This is a genomic window from Mucilaginibacter sp. 5C4 (genome assembly GCF_034345625.1).
In the GTDB taxonomy this organism is placed as follows: Bacteria; Bacteroidota; Bacteroidia; order Sphingobacteriales; family Sphingobacteriaceae; genus Mucilaginibacter; species Mucilaginibacter aurantiaciroseus.
In genome coordinates this window covers 2,331,059-2,350,473 of sequence record NZ_CP133775.1, presented here as the reverse complement: position 1 = coordinate 2,350,473, position 19,415 = coordinate 2,331,059, and the positions used below count along the sequence as shown (strand labels likewise).

Genomic DNA, 19,415 nt, shown 5'->3' with positions numbered 1-19,415 from the left:
TCAGATAGACTCAAAATACCTCTTTAATTCCCAGTCGCTTACACTTTTAGCATATTGCTTATGCTCCCAAAGGCGGGTTTGGGTAAAGTGTTGTACAAAGCCTTCACCGAAGAGTTCTTTTGCAACAGATGAATTTTGCATGGCGGTGGCGGCATCGAAAAGGTTGGCATGCAGGCTGCCGTTGGTTTTGTTTTGATAACCGTTGCCTACAGTTGCGGCAACATCCAGCTTAATTTTGTTTTTTATACCATATAAACCAGATGCTAAAGCGGCCGCGATAGCAAGATATGGGTTCGTGTCCGATCCCGGAATGCGGGTTTCTAAACGGGTATGGGCTTTTGATGTATTGATAACGCGTAAGGCGGTTGTGCGGTTATCTACTCCCCACGTAATTGTAGTTGGCGCCCAGGCACCTTCTACAAGGCGTTTGTAGCTATTGATGGTTGGCGCATACATTGGCAATAAATGCGGCATACAATAAAGCTGACCGGCCAAATATTGCTTATGCAGTTCGCTCATTTTATTTGCATCGTTATCATCGCAGAACAGGTTGTCGCTTTGATCTTTAGTCCACAGGCTTTGATGGATGTGGCCGCTGCAACCGGGCAGTTCCTGGTTCCATTTGGCCATAAATGTGGCGGTGATGCCATGTTTGTAGGCAATTTCTTTAACAGCGGTTTTGAACAATACGGCTTTATCTGCGGCGTCCAAAGTTTCGGAGTGCATAATGGCGGCTTCGTAAACTCCGGGCCCTGTTTCGGTATGGATGCCTTCTATCGGGATATTAAATTGCGTGAGTAAATTAAACAGATCGTAATAAAAGGCGCTGTTTTGTGAGGTACGTAATGTAGAGTAACCAAACATCCCCGGCGACAATGGCTCCATATTGGCAAATCCTTTTTGCTGTAACGATTGCGGGGTCTCCTTAAAATTAAACCACTCAAACTCTTGTGCAAACTCGGCATGGTAACCCATATCATCGCATTGCTTAACAATTTGCTTTAACAAACTGCGGGGGCATGCCGTTAATGCATCACCTTTTGGCCCGGTATAATCTGCCAAAAAGAACGGGATGTTATCCTCCCATGGCACATTGCGCATTGTCGACAAGTCTATATAACATTGCTTATCCGGGTAGCCGCTATGCCAGCCGGTAAGTTCCACATTATCGTAGGTAACATCGCTGCTATCCCATCCAAAAACCACATCGCAAAAGCCGTAACCACCCTGCAAACCTTCTAAAAACTTTTGCGTGCTGATAACCTTGCCCCGCAAAATGCCGTCGATATCTGCAAACGCGAATTTTACTTTTTGGATATTGTTCTCTTTGATATAAGCGATAACCTGTTCAGTGTTCATGATAAGTAGTATAAAATGCCAATTTATGATTATTTAACCACAGAGGACACAAAGAAAAAACACAAAGTTCAAAGAGAATTGATACTTTGTATTTCTTCGTGAAAACTTTGTGCTCTTAGTGGTTAAATTTTCAAAGAGTTTTATCTTTAAAGTATGATTGATTTGCTATTCGTTTACGGTACTCTCTTACAACCCGGCAACCCCTTTGCTAATTACCTTAACCTAAACAGCACCTACCTATCACGCGGTAAAGTAAAGGGTATACTTTATGATATTGGTGAATATCCGGGGTTAATTATCATCGACAATGCTCAAAATTACGTTTATGGCCACATCTACAAACTTCATAACACTAAACAAAACCTTTGCGTAATAGATGATTACGAAGGTGTTGGGCCAGAACATGAACAACCTAATTTATACAGGCGCGAAATAGCGACTATCGAAACACAAAATGGCGTAATTGATACCTGGATCTACCTATATAACCTACCGGTTGATGGTTTGCCATTAATTGCATCCGTCAACTATGCCGAATTTATAGCGTAAAAAAAATCCCCCGGTAATTAAACACGGGGGACTTGTAAAGAGTATAGGGTATTAAACTTTTGCTGTTTTTACAGTTTTGATGATAACCGCTGCTACTTTGTATGGATCTGCAGCCGAGTTAGGGCGACGATCTTCTAAGTAACCACTCCAGTTGTGATCTACTGTATACAAAGGTATACGGATAGATGCACCACGATCAGAAACACCGTAGCTAAAATCGTTGATCGAAGCAGTTTCGTGTTTACCGGTTAAACGCAACTCGTTGTAAGCACCATATACGGCAACACACTCAGCAACCGCAGGGCGGAACGCTTCGCAGATAGCAGTAAAGGTTTCTTTGCTGTTTGCAGTACGTAAGATAGTGTTTGAGAAGTTAGCATGCATACCAGAGCCGTTCCAGTCTAATTCACCTAACGGTTTGCAATGCCAGTTGATTGACACGCCGTAGCTTTCGCCAATTCTTTCTAATAAATAACGTGCAACCCAAATTTGGTCACCAGCTTCTTTAGCGCCTTTAGCGAATATCTGGAATTCCCATTGGCCTGCAGCAACCTCAGCGTTGATACCTTCAACGTTTAAGCCTGCTTCTAAACAAGCGTCTAAGTGTTCTTCAACAATATCGCGGCCGTATGCATTGTTAGCACCTACCGAACAGTAGTAAGGGCCTTGCGGGCCCGGGTAACCACCTTTAGGGAAACCAAGCGGTTTGTTGGTTTCAGGGTCCCATAAAAAGTACTCCTGCTCAAAACCAAACCAAAAATCGTTATCATCATCCTGGATAAGCGCACGGCCATTTGACTCGTGTGGTTGTCCTTTCGAATCCAAAACTTCGCACATTACAAGGTGTGCATCTTTACGCTGTGGATCCGGGCAAGTAAATACCGGCTTTAAAATACAATCTGAAGAACCACCAGGTGCTTGCTCAGTTGACGAACCATCAAAGCTCCAGTTCTCTAAATCTTCTACTTTACCGCTAAAAGATTTAACAATTTTTGTTTTACTACGCAGGCTTTGGGTTGGTTTGTAGCCATCAAGCCAGATGTACTCAAGTTTAGTTGCCATTTTAATGATTAATTTGTAATTTTTTAAGTTTAAATATTAATTACCTATAAGATCAGTTATAGTTTACAGTGCGAATTTAAATTATTTTTATAAATTTCATAGCAATATTTATAAATTTTATAAAAATTAACAATAAATCACTTAAAATATTCATAAATCCATTATAATACCACCATTTAGTAACACTAATAAGTTATGCGTGCATAATAATTACACATAAAACAAAAGGGGCGCAACCATTTATTGATTGCGCCCCTTTTTAGAATAATTCTACTATTTACTTGACGCCACACCCCAAAAACATTTATTTCTAATTGTTTTAAGGCTTGGCTCGCTAATTTTTTCGTCAATTACGGTATCATCAGACATAAAAGATAGTTTTGAGAGTTTATTATTATAATTAAACGACGCCAATTTGTTTTTTACAGTAGTATTTTCAACAACATCTATTTTAAGGCTGTTTATTGGAGTGTGTTTGGTGTTTATACTATCAGTTGCCTTGTCCCCATTATCCCAATTAATCACATAACTTATTTTATCAGCCGCTTTATTGGCGACTATCTTTTTATAATCCGGGGTGGTTTGTATAACTTTTATTAAGCACTTTACGCAAGGCTCGGCAACGGTGGCGTTACCGTAGTTCTTTTCGGGGTTATTAAGTACGCTGTCTTTTTTACCATTTATGGTTATAGTCGTTTTACCATCTGCGGACGTTGGCTTAGGCTTATTGTTTTGGCACGATGCCATAAGAATAATAATTACAGGCACTAATAATTGCAAGCTTAGCTTTTTCATACATATTATAATTGTATTGCTACAACAAGCCCGGCCTTAATTTGTGTTATACTAAAGTATTAGAGGCAGTTACAAAAACCTGCCTGCATCATGACGCTTTTTATATAAATTTTAGTAAAATTGCCTTCTGAATTTCATATAGTAATTACACCGCAATGTCGCGACTCCATTGCAAAGAGTGTAAACTTTATATCATTTAATTAGTTTACAAGAGGTATAATCTATCAAATAATTTATTTGAATGTATCTTTAGCATTCAATAGTAATATGAATAACGGCAAATTTTATAACACAACGGTTGATGTAGTTTTGGTTGGCGCGGGCATTATGAGCGCAACACTTGGAGTAATGCTTAAACAGCTGCAGCCAGATCTTACAATAGAGATATTTGAACGACTTGACACCGTTGCCGCCGAAAGTTCTGACGCGATGAACAATGCAGGCACAGGGCACTCTGCCTTTTGCGAATTAAACTATACCCCCCAACGTAAAGACGGCTCTATAGAGATTGTTAAAGCCATTAAAATAGCCGAGCAATTTGAGATCACAAAAGAATTTTGGTCGTTTTTGATTGAGAATGGCTATGTAGATTCGCCACAAAGCTTCATCAGCAAAATACCACACATGAGTTTTGTTTGGGGTGATGACAACGTTGATTACCTTAAAAAGCGCCGCGATGCATTAGTGCAACACCACTTTTTTAAAGGCATGCAGTACTCAGAAGACCATGCACAAATAAAAAAATGGGCTCCGCTTATAATGGATGGCCGCGACGGAGGCCATAATGTATCGGCCACGTTTATGGATATTGGCACCGATGTTAACTTTGGCTCGCTAACCCGCAGCTTAATTAGCAAACTGCAACAAAAGCCCGGCGTTACTTTAAGCCTTAACCACGATGTTGACGATATTAAACGTAATAAAGATAACACCTGGCAGGTAAAAGTGAGCGACCGTGTAAGCGGTAACAAACGCAAACTGAACGCCAAATTTATATTTGTTGGTGCAGGTGGTGGCGCCTTGCCCCTGCTGCAAAAATCGGGCATACCAGAGAGCAAAGGCTTTGGCGGTTTCCCGGTAAGCGGGCAATGGCTGGTTTGTACCAATCCCGAGATTATCAAACAACACGATGCTAAAGTATATGGTAAGGCATCGGTAGGTTCGCCGCCAATGTCGGTGCCGCATTTGGATACAAGGATGATAGACGGTAAAAGATCTTTACTTTTTGGCCCATATGCAGGTTTCTCTACCCGTTTCCTCAAAAAGGGTTCGTTGTTGGATCTGTTCGGATCAATAAAACTGAATAACATATTTCCTTTGCTGGCCGTCGCACGCGATAATATGGCGTTGACAAAATACCTCATTAGCCAGGTACTGCAATCTCCCACCGACAGGCTTAAAGCTTTACAGGAATACTTCCCTGCCGCTAAAGACCAGGACTGGACTTTAGACATTGCAGGCCAGCGTGTACAGATCATTAAAAAAGATGCTAAGCGTACTGGTGTACTCGAGTTCGGCACCGAGGTGGTTACTGCCGCAGATGGTAGCATTTCTGCCCTGTTAGGCGCATCGCCGGGTGCATCAACATCAGTACCCATTATGGTTGATTTGATAACCCGTTGTTTTAAAGACAAAGCACAAACAGCCGAATGGCAGGCTACGTTTAAGAAGATGATCCCATCTTACGGGCAATCGTTAACTAATGACGAGGCTTTGGCTATTGCTACAAGGGGGAGGACAAGTAAGGTATTGGGGTTGGTGTAACGGTATGGTAATTCAATTTATATTGGACGGTCTCATCTTAAGTTTTATTCTGCACTTAAGAAAAATCCAACTGGCACACTGTATTGAACTCTTACATGTTTACCATTAATGATTCCGGGATTCCACTTCGGTGATAAAGAAATTACCCTGGCAGATTCTTGGTCACATCCACTACCGATGCCTTTTAAAACTTTAACATTTGTTAATGTTCCGTCTTTTTCAACAATAAAACTTATTGTCACCTTGCCTTGAACATTGTTTTTACGTGCCATTAACGGGTATTTAACCCGGCTGGATATGAAGTGATTGTATTCAGAATCTCCACCAGGAAAACTTGGGGGCGTATCAATTGCCGAGTAAATTGTACTATCCTGAAGAAACAAATCGCCCGATACTAATACTCCGTTTTTATATACACCTGATGTTTTTATTCCGTTGGTTCTTGTTTGCACCCATTCTCCAACTCGTTTGCCATCAACAATACGGCCTTCTGTAGGCATAACAAACATATTGTCAAAATCCGCCCATTTACCATTGCCGTTATCTGCCAATATGTTACCGGCGGTATCTACATATTTTTTCAAATATTCTAAATTACCAATACGTGTAGTTACTGAATATAAACTACCATTTGGATAGTTGGATTCCTTATCCCCTATTAATTGCCCTTTATCGTATTGGGTAATTGTCTTGATATTTCCGGTAGGATAATAATCTATTCGTTCCCCTTCCGTACCAGATTCAAAATGGATTCCGTTAATGGTCGACTCAGCAAGCAATTTTGGTTTGGCATCCAGGTAGTAATCTTCAATACGAAATAATCCATTTTTTGCTTTTATGATTAATCGTAACGATTTTGCGTCGCTCTCACTATTTGCCAAATCATAATCATTACGCATATAATAAGCGGTGCTATCATGTTTAATTATTTTCTTAGTTTGAGCTATTGAAGGCAGGCAAAAAATAAACCCAAGAAGCAGGGCAAGCAACGCTTTGCGCATATAAGTAAGATATGGTTTAGAACCTACTAAATTAACAATTATTTATTTCAATATCACTTACTTAATGGCTTTGAATAATGTTTATCCATCCGTTCCCTATTTTTTATATTTTTGCAGACAAGGCGGGCTGCTGATTTGAACAGCCCGGGCATCTTTCCCTATAAATGGATATATCAGTAGTAGTACCACTTTACGACGAAGTAGAATCGTTACCCGAACTTACCTCCTGGATAAGCCGGGTAATGGCCGATAATAATTACACCTACGAAATTATCCTGGTTGACGACGGCAGCAAGGATGGATCTTGGGATATGATTGTGAAACTTAAAGAGAACAACCCTTTTATAAAGGCTTTCAAGTTTAGGCGTAACTATGGTAAATCCGCTGCTTTAAATATTGGCTTTGAGGCCGCCCATGGCGATGTAGTGATTACCATGGATGCCGACCTGCAGGACAGCCCAGATGAGATCCCCGTACTTTACCGCCGTATTACCGAAGATAAATATGACCTGGTATCCGGTTGGAAAGCAAAACGTTACGACCCTTTAACTAAAACCATTCCCACCAAGCTTTTTAATGCTGCAACCCGCAAAATGAGCGGTATTGATAACCTGCACGATTTTAATTGCGGATTGAAAGCTTACCGCAAAGCTGTGGTAAAAAACATTGAGGTTTATGGCGAGATGCACCGTTACATTCCTGTAATAGCCAAATGGGCGGGCTTTACCAAAATTGGCGAGCAAGTGGTAGAGCACCGCGCCCGCAAATACGGCAAAACTAAATTTGGGTGGACGAGGTTTATCAACGGCTTTTTAGATCTGCTATCGATATTTTTTGTAGGCAAGTTTGGCAAGCGCCCTATGCACTTTTTTGGCGCCATGGGTACGCTTAGCTTCTTCGCAGGTATCGTAATTACCATTTGGATGCTGAGCGAAAAACTTTACCTGATCGCACATAAATTACCTTATCGTAATGTAACAGAAAACCCGCTGTTTTATATCGCGCTGGTAGCTATGATACTGGGTTCGCAGCTATTCCTGACAGGTTTTGTGGCTGAACTGGTTTCGCGTAACTCACACGACAGGAACAATTACCAAATAGAAGACACAATTTAGATATGCAAATACGAGGGTGTGCAGATATGCAGATTAAATCCTTGTACAACATCGTTACATCATACACCCCAATAATTCATCTGCACATCTGCATATTTGCATATCTGCACATTTGAGAATATGTTTTTTTCCATCATCATACCTTTATATAACCGCCCACAGGAAATTGCCGAACTACTGGCTACCCTAACGCTGCAAACTTATAAGCAGTTTGAGGTTTTGGTTATTGAGGATGGCTCTATTAACCGCGCTGAGGATGTTGTAAAGGGTTATGAAGGGAAATTAGACATCCATTACTTTGAAAAAGCAAACGAAGGCCAGGGTTTTACCCGCAACTTTGGTTTTGAACGCGCTAAAGGCGACTACTTTGTAATATTTGATTCGGATTGTTTGATCCCTGCGGATTATTTGCAGATCGTAAACGACTCGCTTAGCAAGAACTGGCTGGATGCCTACGGCGGGCCTGATGGCGCGCATGCATCATTCACGCCGCTACAAAAGGCCATTAGCTACTCCATGACCTCCCCTTTCACTACCGGCGGCATCCGTGGCGGTAAAAAAGGCATTGGGCAATTCCATCCACGTAGTTTTAACATGGGTATCTCTCGCCAGGTTTGGGAAAAGGCAGGCGGCTTTATCATTACCCGTTTGGGCGAAGATATTGAGTACAGCATCCGTATCCATTCATTGGGATACAAGATCGGATTGATACCCGATGCTATAGTTTACCACAAGCGACGCACCGATTTTTTGAAGTTTTACAAACAGATTCACTTTTTTGGGCGGGCACGTATCAACATCTACAAATTCTTTCCGTCGCAGCTAAAGCTGGTGCACTTTTTCCCGGCGATTGCCACGCTTGGCTTTATGTTTATCATTATCGCCAATATAGCGCAATGGCCATTTGCCACGCTATTAAACATAATGTTAGGGGTTTACATTTTGTTAATATTTTTTCACTCTCTTATTAAGAATAAATCAGCAAAAATCGCATTTTTGAGCATTATAGCTGCCTTCACTCAACTCACTGCCTACGGGTTAGGATTTATGCAGGATTTTTGGAAGCGTGTAGTGTTAAAAGGATCTTAAAAACGTAGTATGTATCACCCTTTCTCTGTTGCAGATACCGTAAAGGCTGCGTGGGATATCTTTAGGAAAAACTTTGTAACTATTATAGTATACTCCGTTATTTCGTTTTTTTTATTAGGCGTGCTTGGCCTTATTATAGGGTTTATCTACTCTCCCAATGATTTTTGGGGTTCTATGATCGTAACGTTTGTTCTTATTTGGTTGCAGGCTTACACAACCCTGGGGCTTTATAAACTAATTTTTACTGTTATTGATAGCGAATATTACGACTTTGAGTTTATACAGGTTATACCCAAAGCTAAAATGGTTTGGAGCTACCTTGCAGTAGTTTTCATATTTGCCTTTGTTATAACCAATATGGGTATACTGATAGATTATTTAGATGAAAGCCCAAGCATCCAGTTCGCGGTAGAACTAATTGCAAGTGTGCTGGGGCTTTACCTTGCTTTACGTATTATGTTTTTTAACACCTTCGTGGTTGATGATGCATCCGGCCCGATAGAATCACTAAAACAAAGTTTCGAGTTAACCAGAGGGTATATATTAAAGGTGGTTTTAATATTGGGTATCATTATTTTATTAATTGCCCTACCGGCCAAATTGGCCCAATACTATCCTGTTATATCCATAGCTATATTGTTCACCTACCCTTTTGTAAATATTATATTAGCGGTTACATATCGCAAGCTAATTTACAGCCACCAGGATGTAGATGACGATATTGCGGAAACCAACTAATTATGGGTTTAAAAGCAGCATTAAGCAAGATATTTGCCTGGTATGTAAACAAGCAATTAAATACCATAAGGCAAAATGCCGTAGCGCTTCAGCAAAAAACATTTAGCAACTTAATTCATGATGCTAAAAATACCATCTTTGGTGCCGATCACAATTTTGCTGGAATTGAAAGCTACGAAGATTTTAAAAAGCAAGTACCTGTACGCGATTATGAAGAACTACGACCGTACATAGACCGCGTTGTAAACGGCGAAGCCAATGTGATGTGGCCGGGCAAACCAGCCTATCTTGCTAAAACATCCGGCACCACATCGGGCGTAAAATACATCCCTATTTCTGCCGAGAGCATGCTCGAGCATATCAAAGCCGCACGCAATGCCTTGTTGAGCTACATTCATGAAACTGGCAATGCCGACTTTGTGGACGGCAAAATGATCTTTCTTCAAGGCAGCCCTATTTTAGATGAAAAGCATGGTGTACAAACCGGCCGACTATCTGGCATAGTAGCGCACCATGTACCGGCTTATTTGCAAAACAACCGCCTGCCATCATACGAAACCAATTGTATCGACGATTGGGAAGAAAAGGTAGATGCTATTGTGCAGGAAACGGCCAAGGAGGATATGCGACTGATATCAGGCATCCCGCCATGGTGCCAGATGTATTTCGACAGGCTTTCTGCCGTTTCGGGTGGCAAAAAGATCAAAGACATCTTCCCTAATTTTAAGCTGTACGTGCATGGTGGTGTAAACTACGGGCCCTACCGTGCCCGTATGGAAGAGAGCATTGGCTTTAAAATAGATAGCATTGAAACCTACCCTGCTTCCGAAGGTTTTATCGCCTTCCAGGACTCGCAAAAAGAAAAAGGTTTATTGCTGATGGTTGATGCCGGCATTTTCTACGAGTTTATCCCGTCCGACGAGTATTTTAACGATAACCCTACGCGTATCAACCTAAAGGACGTAGAGCTGGATAAAAACTATGCCCTCATCATGAACACCAGCGCGGGTTTATGGGGATATAGTTTAGGTGATACAATTAAGTTCGTGTCGAAAAACCCCTATAAAATTGTGGTAAGCGGCCGTATAAAACATTATATCTCCGCCTTTGGAGAGCATGTTATTGGCGAGGAGGTTGAGCAATCCCTTATGGGTGTTGCTACCGAAGAAGGTGTTGATGTGATCGAATTTACCGTTGCGCCACAGGTTGCCCCTGCCGATAATTCGCTGCCATACCACGAATGGTTTATCGAATTTGGTAAAGAGCCTAAAGACCTTGAAGCCTTTGCTTTAAAAGTTAACAAAGCGCTTCAGCAAAAAAATATTTATTATTTCGACCTTATTGAGGGTAACATATTGCAACCTTTAATAGTTAGAAGTTTAAAAAAGGATACTTTTATAAACTATATGCGCAGCCAGGGCAAACTGGGCGGCCAAAATAAAGTGCCGCGCCTGTCAAACGACAGGAAGATAGCGGATGAGTTAACAACTTATATATCAAGGTAAAACTAAACCATCGTCATTGCGAGGTAAGAAGCAATCTCTACATAGGCAGAGCCGCTCTGTATAGCAAAGAGATTGCTTCTTACCTCGCAATAACGGTTTATAAAATATAATTGGACAAAATTAAAAACATAGCCATACTTGGCTCAACAGGCAGTATTGGCACACAAACACTTGAGGTTATCCGTGATAACGGTCAACTGTTTAGGGCTTTTATGCTTACTGCGCATTCAAATGCTTATCTGCTTATTGAGCAGGCTATAGCGTTTATGCCCAAGTACGCCATCATTTGCGATGAAACCAAATACGCCCAGATAAAGGAAGCCCTCGCCCATTTACCCATCAAAGTTTTGGGCGGATACGAGGCTATTAAAGAAACCGTAACCCATCCGGATATCGACATGGTACTTACCGCAATGGTAGGCTTTGCCGGTTTAGAGCCTACTATAAATGCCATTAAAGCAGGCAAAGACATCGCGTTAGCAAACAAAGAAACGTTGGTTGTTGCGGGTGAGATCATCACCAGCCTTGCCAAAAAGCATTGTGTAAATATTTTACCTGTAGATAGCGAACATTCGGCCATCTTCCAATGCCTTGCCGGCGAGCAGGATAATAAGATAGAAAAGATAATTCTGACTGCTTCCGGCGGGCCGTTCCGTGGAAGATCTGCAGAGTTTTTGGCTAACGTTACCCGCGAACATGCGCTTAAGCATCCCAACTGGGTGATGGGCGCCAAGATCACTATCGATTCGGCATCGTTAATGAACAAAGGCTTAGAGGTTATAGAGGCTAAATGGTTGTTTGAATTGGAGGCTAACCAGATAGACGTTATTGTTCACCCGCAGTCTATAGTGCATTCGCTGGTACAGTTTGAAGATGGATCGATAAAAGCTCAGCTGGGTTTACCGGATATGAAGTTGCCTATACAGTATGCCCTTACCTACCCCAACCGTATTAAAACAAACTTTAAACGTTTTAATTTTATTGATTACCCAAATTTGACATTCGAACAGCCGGATATAGCTACCTTCCGTAACCTAAAGCTGGCTTTTGATGCATTAGAACAGGGCGGCAATATGCCTTGTATCATCAATGCGGCAAACGAAGTTGCAGTGGCGGCATTCCTTAAAAACGAAACAGGCTTTTTGGCGATGAGCGATATAATTGAAACCTGCATGCAGCGAATTACTTATATCCGGGCGCCTTCGTTAGATGACTATTTGAATACTGATAAAGAAACACGCATATTTGCGCAAAATTTAATACAATAAATGCCGTTAAAGGCAGTACGATCTTAATACATAAATACTACGGATGAGCGTTTTAATAATGGCCGGCCAATTAATACTTGGTCTTTCAATTTTAGTGATACTACACGAGTTTGGGCACTTTTTAGCCGCCCGGGCTTTCGGGATAAAGGTTGAAAAATTTTACTTGTTTTTTGATGCCTGGGGTGTAAGTCTTTTTAAATTCAACTACAAAGGTGTTGAGTACGGCATAGGCTGGTTACCTTTAGGTGGCTACGTGAAAATTGCCGGTATGATAGATGAATCTATGGATACCGACCAATTAGCGGGCCCGCCGCAACCCTGGGAGTTTCGTTCAAAACCGGCCTGGCAACGTTTAATTGTAATGCTTGGCGGTATCATCGTTAACATTATAGTAGGTATTTTCATATTTTGGGTGTTAACCATCCGCTATGGCGAAACCTATACTCCAAACGCTAATATCAAATATGGTATAGTACCGGGCAAGATCGGTACAAAAATGGGCTTAAAGGCCGGGGATAAGATCAACTCGGTAAACGGCAAACCCATTGTGAGGTTCGAGGACCTGATCAGTTCCAAAGTATTACTTGACAAAACTGTGCTTAACGTTCAGCGTGGAAACGAGAAAATTGATATTAAGGTACCTCCTACAATACTAAACGATCTTTCTGATTTCGGTATTGAAGAATTTATCAGTCGCGCACCGCGTAGTAAATTCAGTGTTGATTCGGTTTACGGCGAGGCTAAAAAGGTAGGTTTAACAAAGGGTGATAGTATAGTTGGCATCAACAATACTAAGATCAATTTCTTCGATGAGTTTCAAAGTCAATTAGTTGCCAACAAAGGTAAAGAGGTGCAATTAAGCGTAAAACGTAGGGATAGTTTGCTAAATGTAACCGCAAAAATAGACACAAACGGCAAGCTTGGCTTTAGCCGCCCAATGAAAGAAGTGCTGCCAAAAGATACTACCATAAAATACGGTTTTCTGGGTTCTCTACCTATTGGCGCTACAAAAGCCTGGGGCATGTTTACCGATAATGCCAAAGGCATAGGCAAAATATTCACTGGCCAGGTTAAGGCACGTAAGGCTATATCAAGCCCTATAGGCATCGCGGTGATGTTTGGCAGCCATGTGGACTGGATCCGCTTTTGGAGCCTTGTGGGCTTCCTTTCGATGGTATTAGCCCTAACAAACTTATTGCCGATACCGGGATTAGATGGCGGGCACACCCTATTCCTTTTAATAGAAATGGTAAAGGGCAAACCGCTAAGCGATAAGTTCCTTGAGCGTGCGCAGATAGTAGGTTTTGTGCTACTGATCTCACTAATGGTATTTGCTTTTGGTAACGATATTGTGAAACAGGTGATGAAAAAATAGTCTGTCCGGATATCGAAAAATAAAAAAGCCGTTCCAGTTTTGGAGCGGCTTTTTTGTGGTAAAATTTCACTTTTTTTCGTCTTTTTTTCGCCCGTGGTTCGCCCTAAATGGGTTGGCTTTTGACCTGAAAACATGGTGTCAAACCTTTGCCACCATTTATATGGGAATTATAATTCTGAAATTGCTGATCGGGGTACATCAATATACGCAAATTATCTCAAATAAAAAAACCCGGCTAAACTAATAGCCGGGCTTGTATTTTGTGTCAACGAAAACTAAACTGTTGGCTCGCTTTCTAATTCGTCATTCAGATTGAAGGTATGATTTTCTTTTTTTAGGAATGCTGCAAGTATCAGCGCTAATACAAACAAAAATATAATAGTAATAGCCACTGCCTGTACCTGCTTACCAATTGTAGGGGTTTTTTGTTCATCAAAACTCTTTTGGATTTTGTCGATCTGTTTATCTATAGCTTCCTGGCTGGCTTTACTTTTTTCAAGCATCTGGCTCACTGCGGTAGTCATCGAAACTTCCATTTTAGATACCATGTCCGGCTCAATTACCTTAGCGAACACCATATCTCTTACAACAAATTGTACTGCAAACGATATCAGCAACATAATAAATATGCCGGAGGTTGCTTGCCTGAAATTCCAGAAACCACCAATTTTGGTTCTTAATTGTTTGCTATAGATAACAGCCAATATTATTGGAATAATAACCGATAATACAATTGGAGCGGCAGAGATAAGTATAATAGACGTTGTAGACGTCATCACGTAAAAAGACAGGATACTTATTACCGTAACTATTACCCCAAGGATCAACCCCACCGGAACAGCATTCTTTTTTATTGATTTATCTAATTCTTCACTCATGATAATTTAGGTTTAATATTAGGTTTATTTAAAGCTATACAAAATTTCTACAACAGCCATATCAAACGGCTTGTTTACGGCATTTTCTGCTATGGCTGCTTTATCGGCATCGCCTGCTTCGGGGTTTTGGAAGAAACAGATCATCGGGTAAAACAACTCCTTCACTTCAGAATCTTCTGCTATGGTTTGGGCAACTTTGGCTACTTCGCTAACCGGGCTTTCTACCAATATTTGGTGCGCTATTACCGGCTCGTAAATGCGGTATTCATCCTGGAACTCGTCTTCATCCACCAGCAAAAATTCTTTAAGGTAATCTTCCAGTTCAGGGTCAATGTCTTCGTCCTCGCACTCGTTAAGGTATAAAAGCAGGTTCAACAACTCGGTTCCACGGTCAAGGGTTTGTTCTTCAATATCTTCCCACTCCGGGGTTTCCAGGTAATCGTCTTCCAGTTTTTTAACGTCTTCGCTAAAGAAGTTAATCATTAGCAGGTCAAAGAAAACCTCGCGAAGTTCTTCTAACTGTGGCTCATCGTCAAATACGCCGTCAAGCAGATCAACCTTGGTTAAAAAATCATCATCTGATGAAAATACCGCTTCAAATTTTGCTGTAAGTGCTGTGGCATCAAAGCCACCATATTGTGTAAAAGCCTGTAATGCGCCGGTAACGGCTAAGCTTACTTTTGGGTCGGTCATGTTTTGTAGGTGTTAGTTTTTTGAGATTTGGTTGTTATTACAGGTTAACAATACTTTTCCTTTTAAGTTCGCCCCTAAAAATGGCGAATTATAACTTTTTGAGCGGTTAACCGCGCGGCTGTACGCCCACTCGCCTTCGGTGCTAAATACAACGAGGTTGGCGGTCGCGTTTTCGCTTAGCGTCGGCACCGCAACATTTAATATTTTACGTGGGTTGATGGATAGCTTCTGTACGATCTGCTCCGCAGTCAACCCGGCTTGTAAGGCCAGCGAGAAAGCCGTTTGCAGGCCGATGATGCCATATTCGGCAACCTCAAACTCTACATCTTTAAATTCTATCTCGTGCGGGGTATGCTGACTTACAATGGCATCGATAGTGCCGTCTTTTAGCCCGGCTATCAGCGCGTCTACATCCTTTTGGGTGCGTAGTGGCGGCTTTACTTTATAAAGGCTGTCAAAGCCCATCAAGGCTTCATCGGTAAGTACCAGGTTATGCGCGGCAACGTCGCAGGTAACTTTAACCCCTTTGCGTTTCGCTTCGCGGATCAGTTCCACGGCGTGCTCGGTAGATATGGTGGTGAAGTGGATTTCGGAATTGGTATCCCCGGCCAGGTAAAGGTCGCGGGCTATCATCAATTCTTCGGCAAGCGCGGGGATGCCTTTCATGCCCAGCATGGTGCTTACCACACCTTCGTTCACTTTCGCCTTCCCGGCTATCGAAGTATCTTCGGGGTACGAGATCACCTTGGCACCAAAGTTTTGTACATAAAGCAATGCGCGTTCCATCAGGCCGGCATCCTGCACGGGTCGGTTGCCATCTGTAAAGGCTTTTGCACCGCTTTTAAACATGTCAAACATCTCGGCCATATCTTTGCCTTCACGTTTGTTGGAAATGGCCCCAAGAGGATATATATCTACCAAATTACCTTTCGCCCGGTTTATCAGGTATTCTACCTCGGCTTTTGAATGTACAGGCGGCTGGGTGTTAGGCATCAGCGCTATGCCGGTGAAACCACCTGCCGCTGCTGCTGCCGTACCGGTCTGCAGGTCTTCCTTTACTTCTAAACCAAGCTCGCCAACGTTACAATTCAGGTCAAAAAATCCCGGCGAAACGTAATAGCTTTTGGCATCTACCGATTTCACATCGCTATCTATCAATTTTGCTATTTTGGTAATGATGCCTTTCTCAATTAAAATATCGGCAACCTTGTTATGAAAAGGCGAAGCGGGGTCTACAACAGTGGCGGATTTGATTAGCAAATTCATTTGCGCTGTTTTATGATGGGTTAGTTGATATCTGCAGGTTGCGTAACGTTTGTTTTGCCGGTTTTATAGTACCGGATCAGCGACGTTTCGGCGGCCAGGAATATCAGCGCCAAAATTATACAAAGTTTCCATAATTGAAGCCCCAAATTTGCAGCTCCTGTAAGGCTTTCTGCATTTAATTTATTCGCGTTTAACAAAAACGCGTTTTTTGGGAACAGTTTTTCCAATTCTGCCGATGTCAGATAACTCAGGTCGCTTTCGCTACGGTTATCGTTAAAAGCCAAAACCGCGGCTGTGCTGTCCTGCTTTTTTAGATCATAGATCCCGGTTTCGGTCAGTTGGTCGGGCAGGTAAAGCATGGTACTCCCCTCCTGCTGTTTTACTTCTGGGATGATGGTTTGGTTATCCTTAATTAGCTTAACCAATTGTTTCTCTGTCGATTGTATCGGAACGGTTTCAATAGGTTCGTTATTGCCAGCGGTATAAAACAGCGGCTGGTCGTGGCCGCTCAGCAAGGCTATCCTTAACATCACCGGCACAAACAACGCGTGTACCGGCAGGTTACTGTAAGCCTCATCCAAGGCGACGGCGGCTACGTAAACCCAGCCCCTGCCCAATGTTGAGCCCTGCCACAGGGCTGCCCCGTCTTTCAGCTTCATCAGGTATTCGCCTTGGCGTGTACCACTGTTTAACGCATAATATTTATATACCGCCGGCAGGTCGGGGTTTTGTGGCGATGTTTCAAAAATGCTTTTAAAGATGCGGCTTTGCAGGTTGATGCTTGCTACTTTGGTTGGTACCTCCACCAAACCTGTCGGGTAAGCGGCCCCAATTGGCTGCAAAAAAGCTTTATAACTATTGATATCCGCACCTACGGACGGAAATACCATCAGCGTGCCGCCCTTGCTTACATAAGTTTTTAACTGCTGCGCCAAACCTGCCGACACCGTTTTAACATCACTCAGTACGATTATCGGATAAGCATTTAGCCCCGCGTAATCCACATTACCATCCCGCACTTGCTTCGGGGCGAAGAAGGCATCCGTAGCAAAAACAGCGCTTAAATATTTATTGGGCGCCCCGCCGTTTATCAGCAATACGGGCAGTTGTTTGGTAACATTAAAAGTAAAGTAAAATTTATTATCGAACGTGATAGGGTTATCCTGCAGTTGGATCTCGGCACGCTGCCAGCCATCCTGCAAACCCGAGAACGACAAGGTATCCGTTTGTGCCGATCGTTCTTTCACCGTAAAACTGCCAATGGCTTTTTGTACACCGTTTATCATCAGCTTAAGCGGGATCTTCTCTGCAGCTTTATCGGCATAATTGCGTAGCCTCACCACCATCTTTTCGTTTTCGCCGGGGCGATGGGTGGCGTTCAGCATCCAAACTGAATCTACCGCCATGTTGGGCAGCGGATTGGCTTTTAACCGGATCAGGTTTACCGGTAAACCGGCATCCGCGATAGTAGACTTTCCTTCAATATTCTTTTGAAAATCTGACAGGATATATACGCTTTTTACCGCGCCTACCTGCATGTCCAGCAAGCTTTTTTGCCTTGCCAAAACCTGGTTAAGCTGCCTGCTTTGCGGGCTTATCTTTACGGCATCCACCGCGTCGTTAAACTCGGCGCGGGTAAGTAATCGTTGATGTTTGCCTTCAAAATCCTGCGTAAGCAGTTGAAAACGATCATTAATATTGTATGCTGCGGCAATTTGTTTAGCCTTTTGTTTGGCCTCGTCAAGCAGGCTGCCCTCGCGGTTTAGGGTTTGCATCGAGTAGGAGTTATCTACAAAAACGCTCACCACCTGCTGCTTGCCCGTACTGGCTTCATTTTTACCGGGGATGTATGGCCGGGAAAAGGCCAGCACCAAAAACAACAGGGCTAATAATCGCGCAGCCAGGATCAACCGCTCCTTGATATTGCGGCGACTTGCCTGTTGCTCCTGTACCTCTTTAAGGAACTGCACATTACTGAACAAAACCTTTTTATAACGCCTGAAATTGAACAGATGAATGATGACCGGGATGGCCAGCGTTAACAATGCAAATAAAAAAGCGGGATATAAAAAGTGCATTACACAAATGTGCAAATTATTGGGCAGATGAGGGAAGGATATCAAGTTAAATTGGGTATGCGGGCTTGCATTCGGGAGACGCAAAGTATTGCGTCTCTACAATAGCATTCCCGCGGTCTTGCAGGCTGGAGACGCGAAGTATCGGTGACTATATATAAGTTTACACTAAATTATTTGTTAGTTTTCAAATCGAAAGTTTCTATTATCAAATAATATACGGCATGGATATGCTTATCATTTACTAATGTTACCCGAATTTTTTGATTATAATCGATCCATGTTGAATCGTTGACGATTGCTTTTAAACCGGGATAGCTATTTTTAAGTCCATTGATTTCTTTAGTTGGTAAATCATTGCCCCAATATTTGTTGATGTATTTAAAGCACTTGTGTTTTGGGTTAAAATAACAAGTTGTATTAAATATACAGGTATTCCCCTCCGGTGGTGTTACGTACCCAAACTTTGCACTTTTTTTGGATTTATGGAGGAGCCCTCCTTTTTGTGACAAAATGACTTTATTTATTTCCGATAAGTCACGATTTAATAAGGTTTGCGATTTCGACCTAAACCCTATAAATATTAAAGTAATAAATAAAATATTTCTTAATACCTTCATTGTAATAAAAAAAGTCACTTGTTAGGTGTCTTAAAGGTAGGAATAAACACTCGGTTTACACTAAATCCAAATTTATTTGAAAATAATTGGTGTAAAATAGTGTATAGTTACCGAAGTATCGCGTCTCTACAATATTATTCCCGTAGAGACGCGATACTTCGCGTCTCAAACTTTGCTTGTAATTCATTGCCGTCCCTTTTAAGGGACGGAATGGGAGATAAGAAAACGGCTTTAGCCAAATACGTTTGGGTTCGGCTAAAGCC

The 19,415-nt window shown here is 42.1% G+C and carries 17 protein-coding genes; 8 read left to right on the top strand and 9 right to left on the bottom strand.

The features are described from left to right. A complete protein-coding gene (locus tag RHM67_RS11075) occupies positions 1-1,359 on the bottom strand; it encodes a glutamine synthetase family protein (RefSeq protein ID WP_322226778.1) in 1,359 nt (452 codons plus the stop codon). 153 nt (positions 1,360-1,512) lie between these two features. Here RHM67_RS11075 and RHM67_RS11070 point away from each other — a divergent pair, with 153 nt between their 5' ends. Further along, a complete protein-coding gene (locus tag RHM67_RS11070) occupies positions 1,513-1,908 on the top strand; it encodes a gamma-glutamylcyclotransferase family protein (RefSeq protein ID WP_322226776.1) in 396 nt (131 codons plus the stop codon). Between the two features lie 51 nt (positions 1,909-1,959). Here the strand turns inward: RHM67_RS11070 and RHM67_RS11065 are convergent, their stop codons facing one another. Both RHM67_RS11065 and RHM67_RS11060 read right to left on the bottom strand, forming a co-directional pair. Then, on the bottom strand, positions 1,960-2,970 hold the full coding sequence (locus tag RHM67_RS11065; RefSeq protein ID WP_252756785.1) for a glutamine synthetase beta-grasp domain-containing protein: 1,011 nt from the start codon (positions 2,968-2,970) through the stop codon (positions 1,960-1,962). 273 nt (positions 2,971-3,243) lie between these two features. Next, a complete protein-coding gene (locus RHM67_RS11060; protein ID WP_322226775.1) occupies positions 3,244-3,765 on the bottom strand; it encodes a hypothetical protein in 522 nt (173 codons plus the stop codon). A 267-nt stretch (positions 3,766-4,032) separates the two neighbouring features. Here RHM67_RS11060 and RHM67_RS11055 point away from each other — a divergent pair, with 267 nt between their 5' ends. Beyond that, positions 4,033-5,529, top strand: a complete 1,497-nt coding sequence (locus RHM67_RS11055; protein ID WP_322226773.1) for a malate:quinone oxidoreductase — start codon at positions 4,033-4,035, stop codon at positions 5,527-5,529. A gap of 44 nt (positions 5,530-5,573) precedes the next feature. Here RHM67_RS11055 and RHM67_RS11050 read toward each other — a convergent pair whose 3' ends face one another. Continuing rightward, positions 5,574-6,530, bottom strand: coding sequence for a TonB family protein (locus RHM67_RS11050; protein WP_322226772.1), 957 nt, complete (start codon positions 6,528-6,530; stop codon positions 5,574-5,576). Between the two features lie 164 nt (positions 6,531-6,694). Here RHM67_RS11050 and RHM67_RS11045 point away from each other — a divergent pair, with 164 nt between their 5' ends. From RHM67_RS11045 to rseP, 6 genes are all read left to right on the top strand, one after another. Next, positions 6,695-7,645, top strand: a complete 951-nt coding sequence (locus RHM67_RS11045; protein ID WP_322226771.1) for a glycosyltransferase family 2 protein — start codon at positions 6,695-6,697, stop codon at positions 7,643-7,645. Positions 7,646-7,765: 120 nt separating this feature from the next. Continuing rightward, the gene (locus RHM67_RS11040) at positions 7,766-8,734 is read left to right on the top strand and encodes a glycosyltransferase (RefSeq protein WP_322226770.1); all 969 of its coding nucleotides are present in this window, start codon (positions 7,766-7,768) and stop codon (positions 8,732-8,734) included. Between the two features lie 9 nt (positions 8,735-8,743). After that, a complete protein-coding gene (locus RHM67_RS11035; RefSeq protein WP_322226769.1) occupies positions 8,744-9,472 on the top strand; it encodes a hypothetical protein in 729 nt (242 codons plus the stop codon). 2 nt (positions 9,473-9,474) lie between these two features. Next, a complete protein-coding gene (locus RHM67_RS11030) occupies positions 9,475-10,977 on the top strand; it encodes a GH3 auxin-responsive promoter family protein (RefSeq protein WP_322226767.1) in 1,503 nt (500 codons plus the stop codon). Between the two features lie 119 nt (positions 10,978-11,096). Then, entirely contained in the window at positions 11,097-12,245 is a 1,149-nt protein-coding gene (locus RHM67_RS11025) for a 1-deoxy-D-xylulose-5-phosphate reductoisomerase (RefSeq protein ID WP_322232186.1), read from the top strand. A 43-nt stretch (positions 12,246-12,288) separates the two neighbouring features. Next, positions 12,289-13,620, top strand: a complete 1,332-nt coding sequence (gene rseP, locus RHM67_RS11020; protein ID WP_322226765.1) for an RIP metalloprotease RseP — start codon at positions 12,289-12,291, stop codon at positions 13,618-13,620. A gap of 275 nt (positions 13,621-13,895) precedes the next feature. On the opposite strand, the gene RHM67_RS11015 is transcribed toward rseP, so the two are convergent. The 5 genes from RHM67_RS11015 to RHM67_RS10995 all read right to left on the bottom strand — a co-directional run bounded on the left by RHM67_RS11015 (position 13,896) and on the right by RHM67_RS10995 (position 19,152). Beyond that, the gene (locus RHM67_RS11015; protein WP_322226764.1) at positions 13,896-14,498 is read right to left on the bottom strand and encodes a DUF4199 domain-containing protein; all 603 of its coding nucleotides are present in this window, start codon (positions 14,496-14,498) and stop codon (positions 13,896-13,898) included. Between the two features lie 24 nt (positions 14,499-14,522). Continuing rightward, the gene (locus RHM67_RS11010) at positions 14,523-15,191 is read right to left on the bottom strand and encodes a hypothetical protein (RefSeq protein WP_322226763.1); all 669 of its coding nucleotides are present in this window, start codon (positions 15,189-15,191) and stop codon (positions 14,523-14,525) included. A gap of 12 nt (positions 15,192-15,203) precedes the next feature. After that, positions 15,204-16,457, bottom strand: a complete 1,254-nt coding sequence (locus RHM67_RS11005) for a dihydroorotase (RefSeq protein ID WP_322226762.1) — start codon at positions 16,455-16,457, stop codon at positions 15,204-15,206. Positions 16,458-16,477: 20 nt separating this feature from the next. Further along, positions 16,478-18,535, bottom strand: coding sequence for a BatA domain-containing protein (locus RHM67_RS11000; protein WP_322226761.1), 2,058 nt, complete (start codon positions 18,533-18,535; stop codon positions 16,478-16,480). 170 nt (positions 18,536-18,705) lie between these two features. After that, complete coding sequence (locus RHM67_RS10995; RefSeq protein ID WP_322226760.1) at positions 18,706-19,152, bottom strand: hypothetical protein; 447 nt, start codon at positions 19,150-19,152, stop codon at positions 18,706-18,708. Between the last annotated feature and the right edge of the window lie 263 nt (positions 19,153-19,415).

What these genes read in the sequence shown, in the direction of transcription:
- rseP (WP_322226765.1), top strand. Translation starts at nt 12,289, where the DNA reads ATGAGCGTTTTAATAATGGCCGGCCAATTAATACTTGGTCTTTCAATT.
- RHM67_RS11015 (WP_322226764.1), bottom strand. Translation starts at nt 14,498, where the DNA reads ATGAGTGAAGAATTAGATAAATCAATAAAAAAGAATGCTGTTCCGGTG.
- RHM67_RS11060 (WP_322226775.1), bottom strand. Translation starts at nt 3,765, where the DNA reads ATGAAAAAGCTAAGCTTGCAATTATTAGTGCCTGTAATTATTATTCTT.
- RHM67_RS11010 (WP_322226763.1), bottom strand. Translation starts at nt 15,191, where the DNA reads ATGACCGACCCAAAAGTAAGCTTAGCCGTTACCGGCGCATTACAGGCT.
- RHM67_RS11040 (WP_322226770.1), top strand. Translation starts at nt 7,766, where the DNA reads ATGTTTTTTTCCATCATCATACCTTTATATAACCGCCCACAGGAAATT.
- RHM67_RS11045 (WP_322226771.1), top strand. Translation starts at nt 6,695, where the DNA reads ATGGATATATCAGTAGTAGTACCACTTTACGACGAAGTAGAATCGTTA.
- RHM67_RS11065 (WP_252756785.1), bottom strand. Translation starts at nt 2,970, where the DNA reads ATGGCAACTAAACTTGAGTACATCTGGCTTGATGGCTACAAACCAACC.
- RHM67_RS11050 (WP_322226772.1), bottom strand. Translation starts at nt 6,530, where the DNA reads ATGCGCAAAGCGTTGCTTGCCCTGCTTCTTGGGTTTATTTTTTGCCTG.
- RHM67_RS11055 (WP_322226773.1), top strand. Translation starts at nt 4,033, where the DNA reads ATGAATAACGGCAAATTTTATAACACAACGGTTGATGTAGTTTTGGTT.
- RHM67_RS11070 (WP_322226776.1), top strand. Translation starts at nt 1,513, where the DNA reads ATGATTGATTTGCTATTCGTTTACGGTACTCTCTTACAACCCGGCAAC.
- RHM67_RS10995 (WP_322226760.1), bottom strand. Translation starts at nt 19,152, where the DNA reads ATGAAGGTATTAAGAAATATTTTATTTATTACTTTAATATTTATAGGG.
- RHM67_RS11030 (WP_322226767.1), top strand. Translation starts at nt 9,475, where the DNA reads ATGGGTTTAAAAGCAGCATTAAGCAAGATATTTGCCTGGTATGTAAAC.
- RHM67_RS11005 (WP_322226762.1), bottom strand. Translation starts at nt 16,457, where the DNA reads ATGAATTTGCTAATCAAATCCGCCACTGTTGTAGACCCCGCTTCGCCT.
- RHM67_RS11075 (WP_322226778.1), bottom strand. Translation starts at nt 1,359, where the DNA reads ATGAACACTGAACAGGTTATCGCTTATATCAAAGAGAACAATATCCAA.
- RHM67_RS11035 (WP_322226769.1), top strand. Translation starts at nt 8,744, where the DNA reads ATGTATCACCCTTTCTCTGTTGCAGATACCGTAAAGGCTGCGTGGGAT.
- RHM67_RS11000 (WP_322226761.1), bottom strand. Translation starts at nt 18,535, where the DNA reads ATGCACTTTTTATATCCCGCTTTTTTATTTGCATTGTTAACGCTGGCC.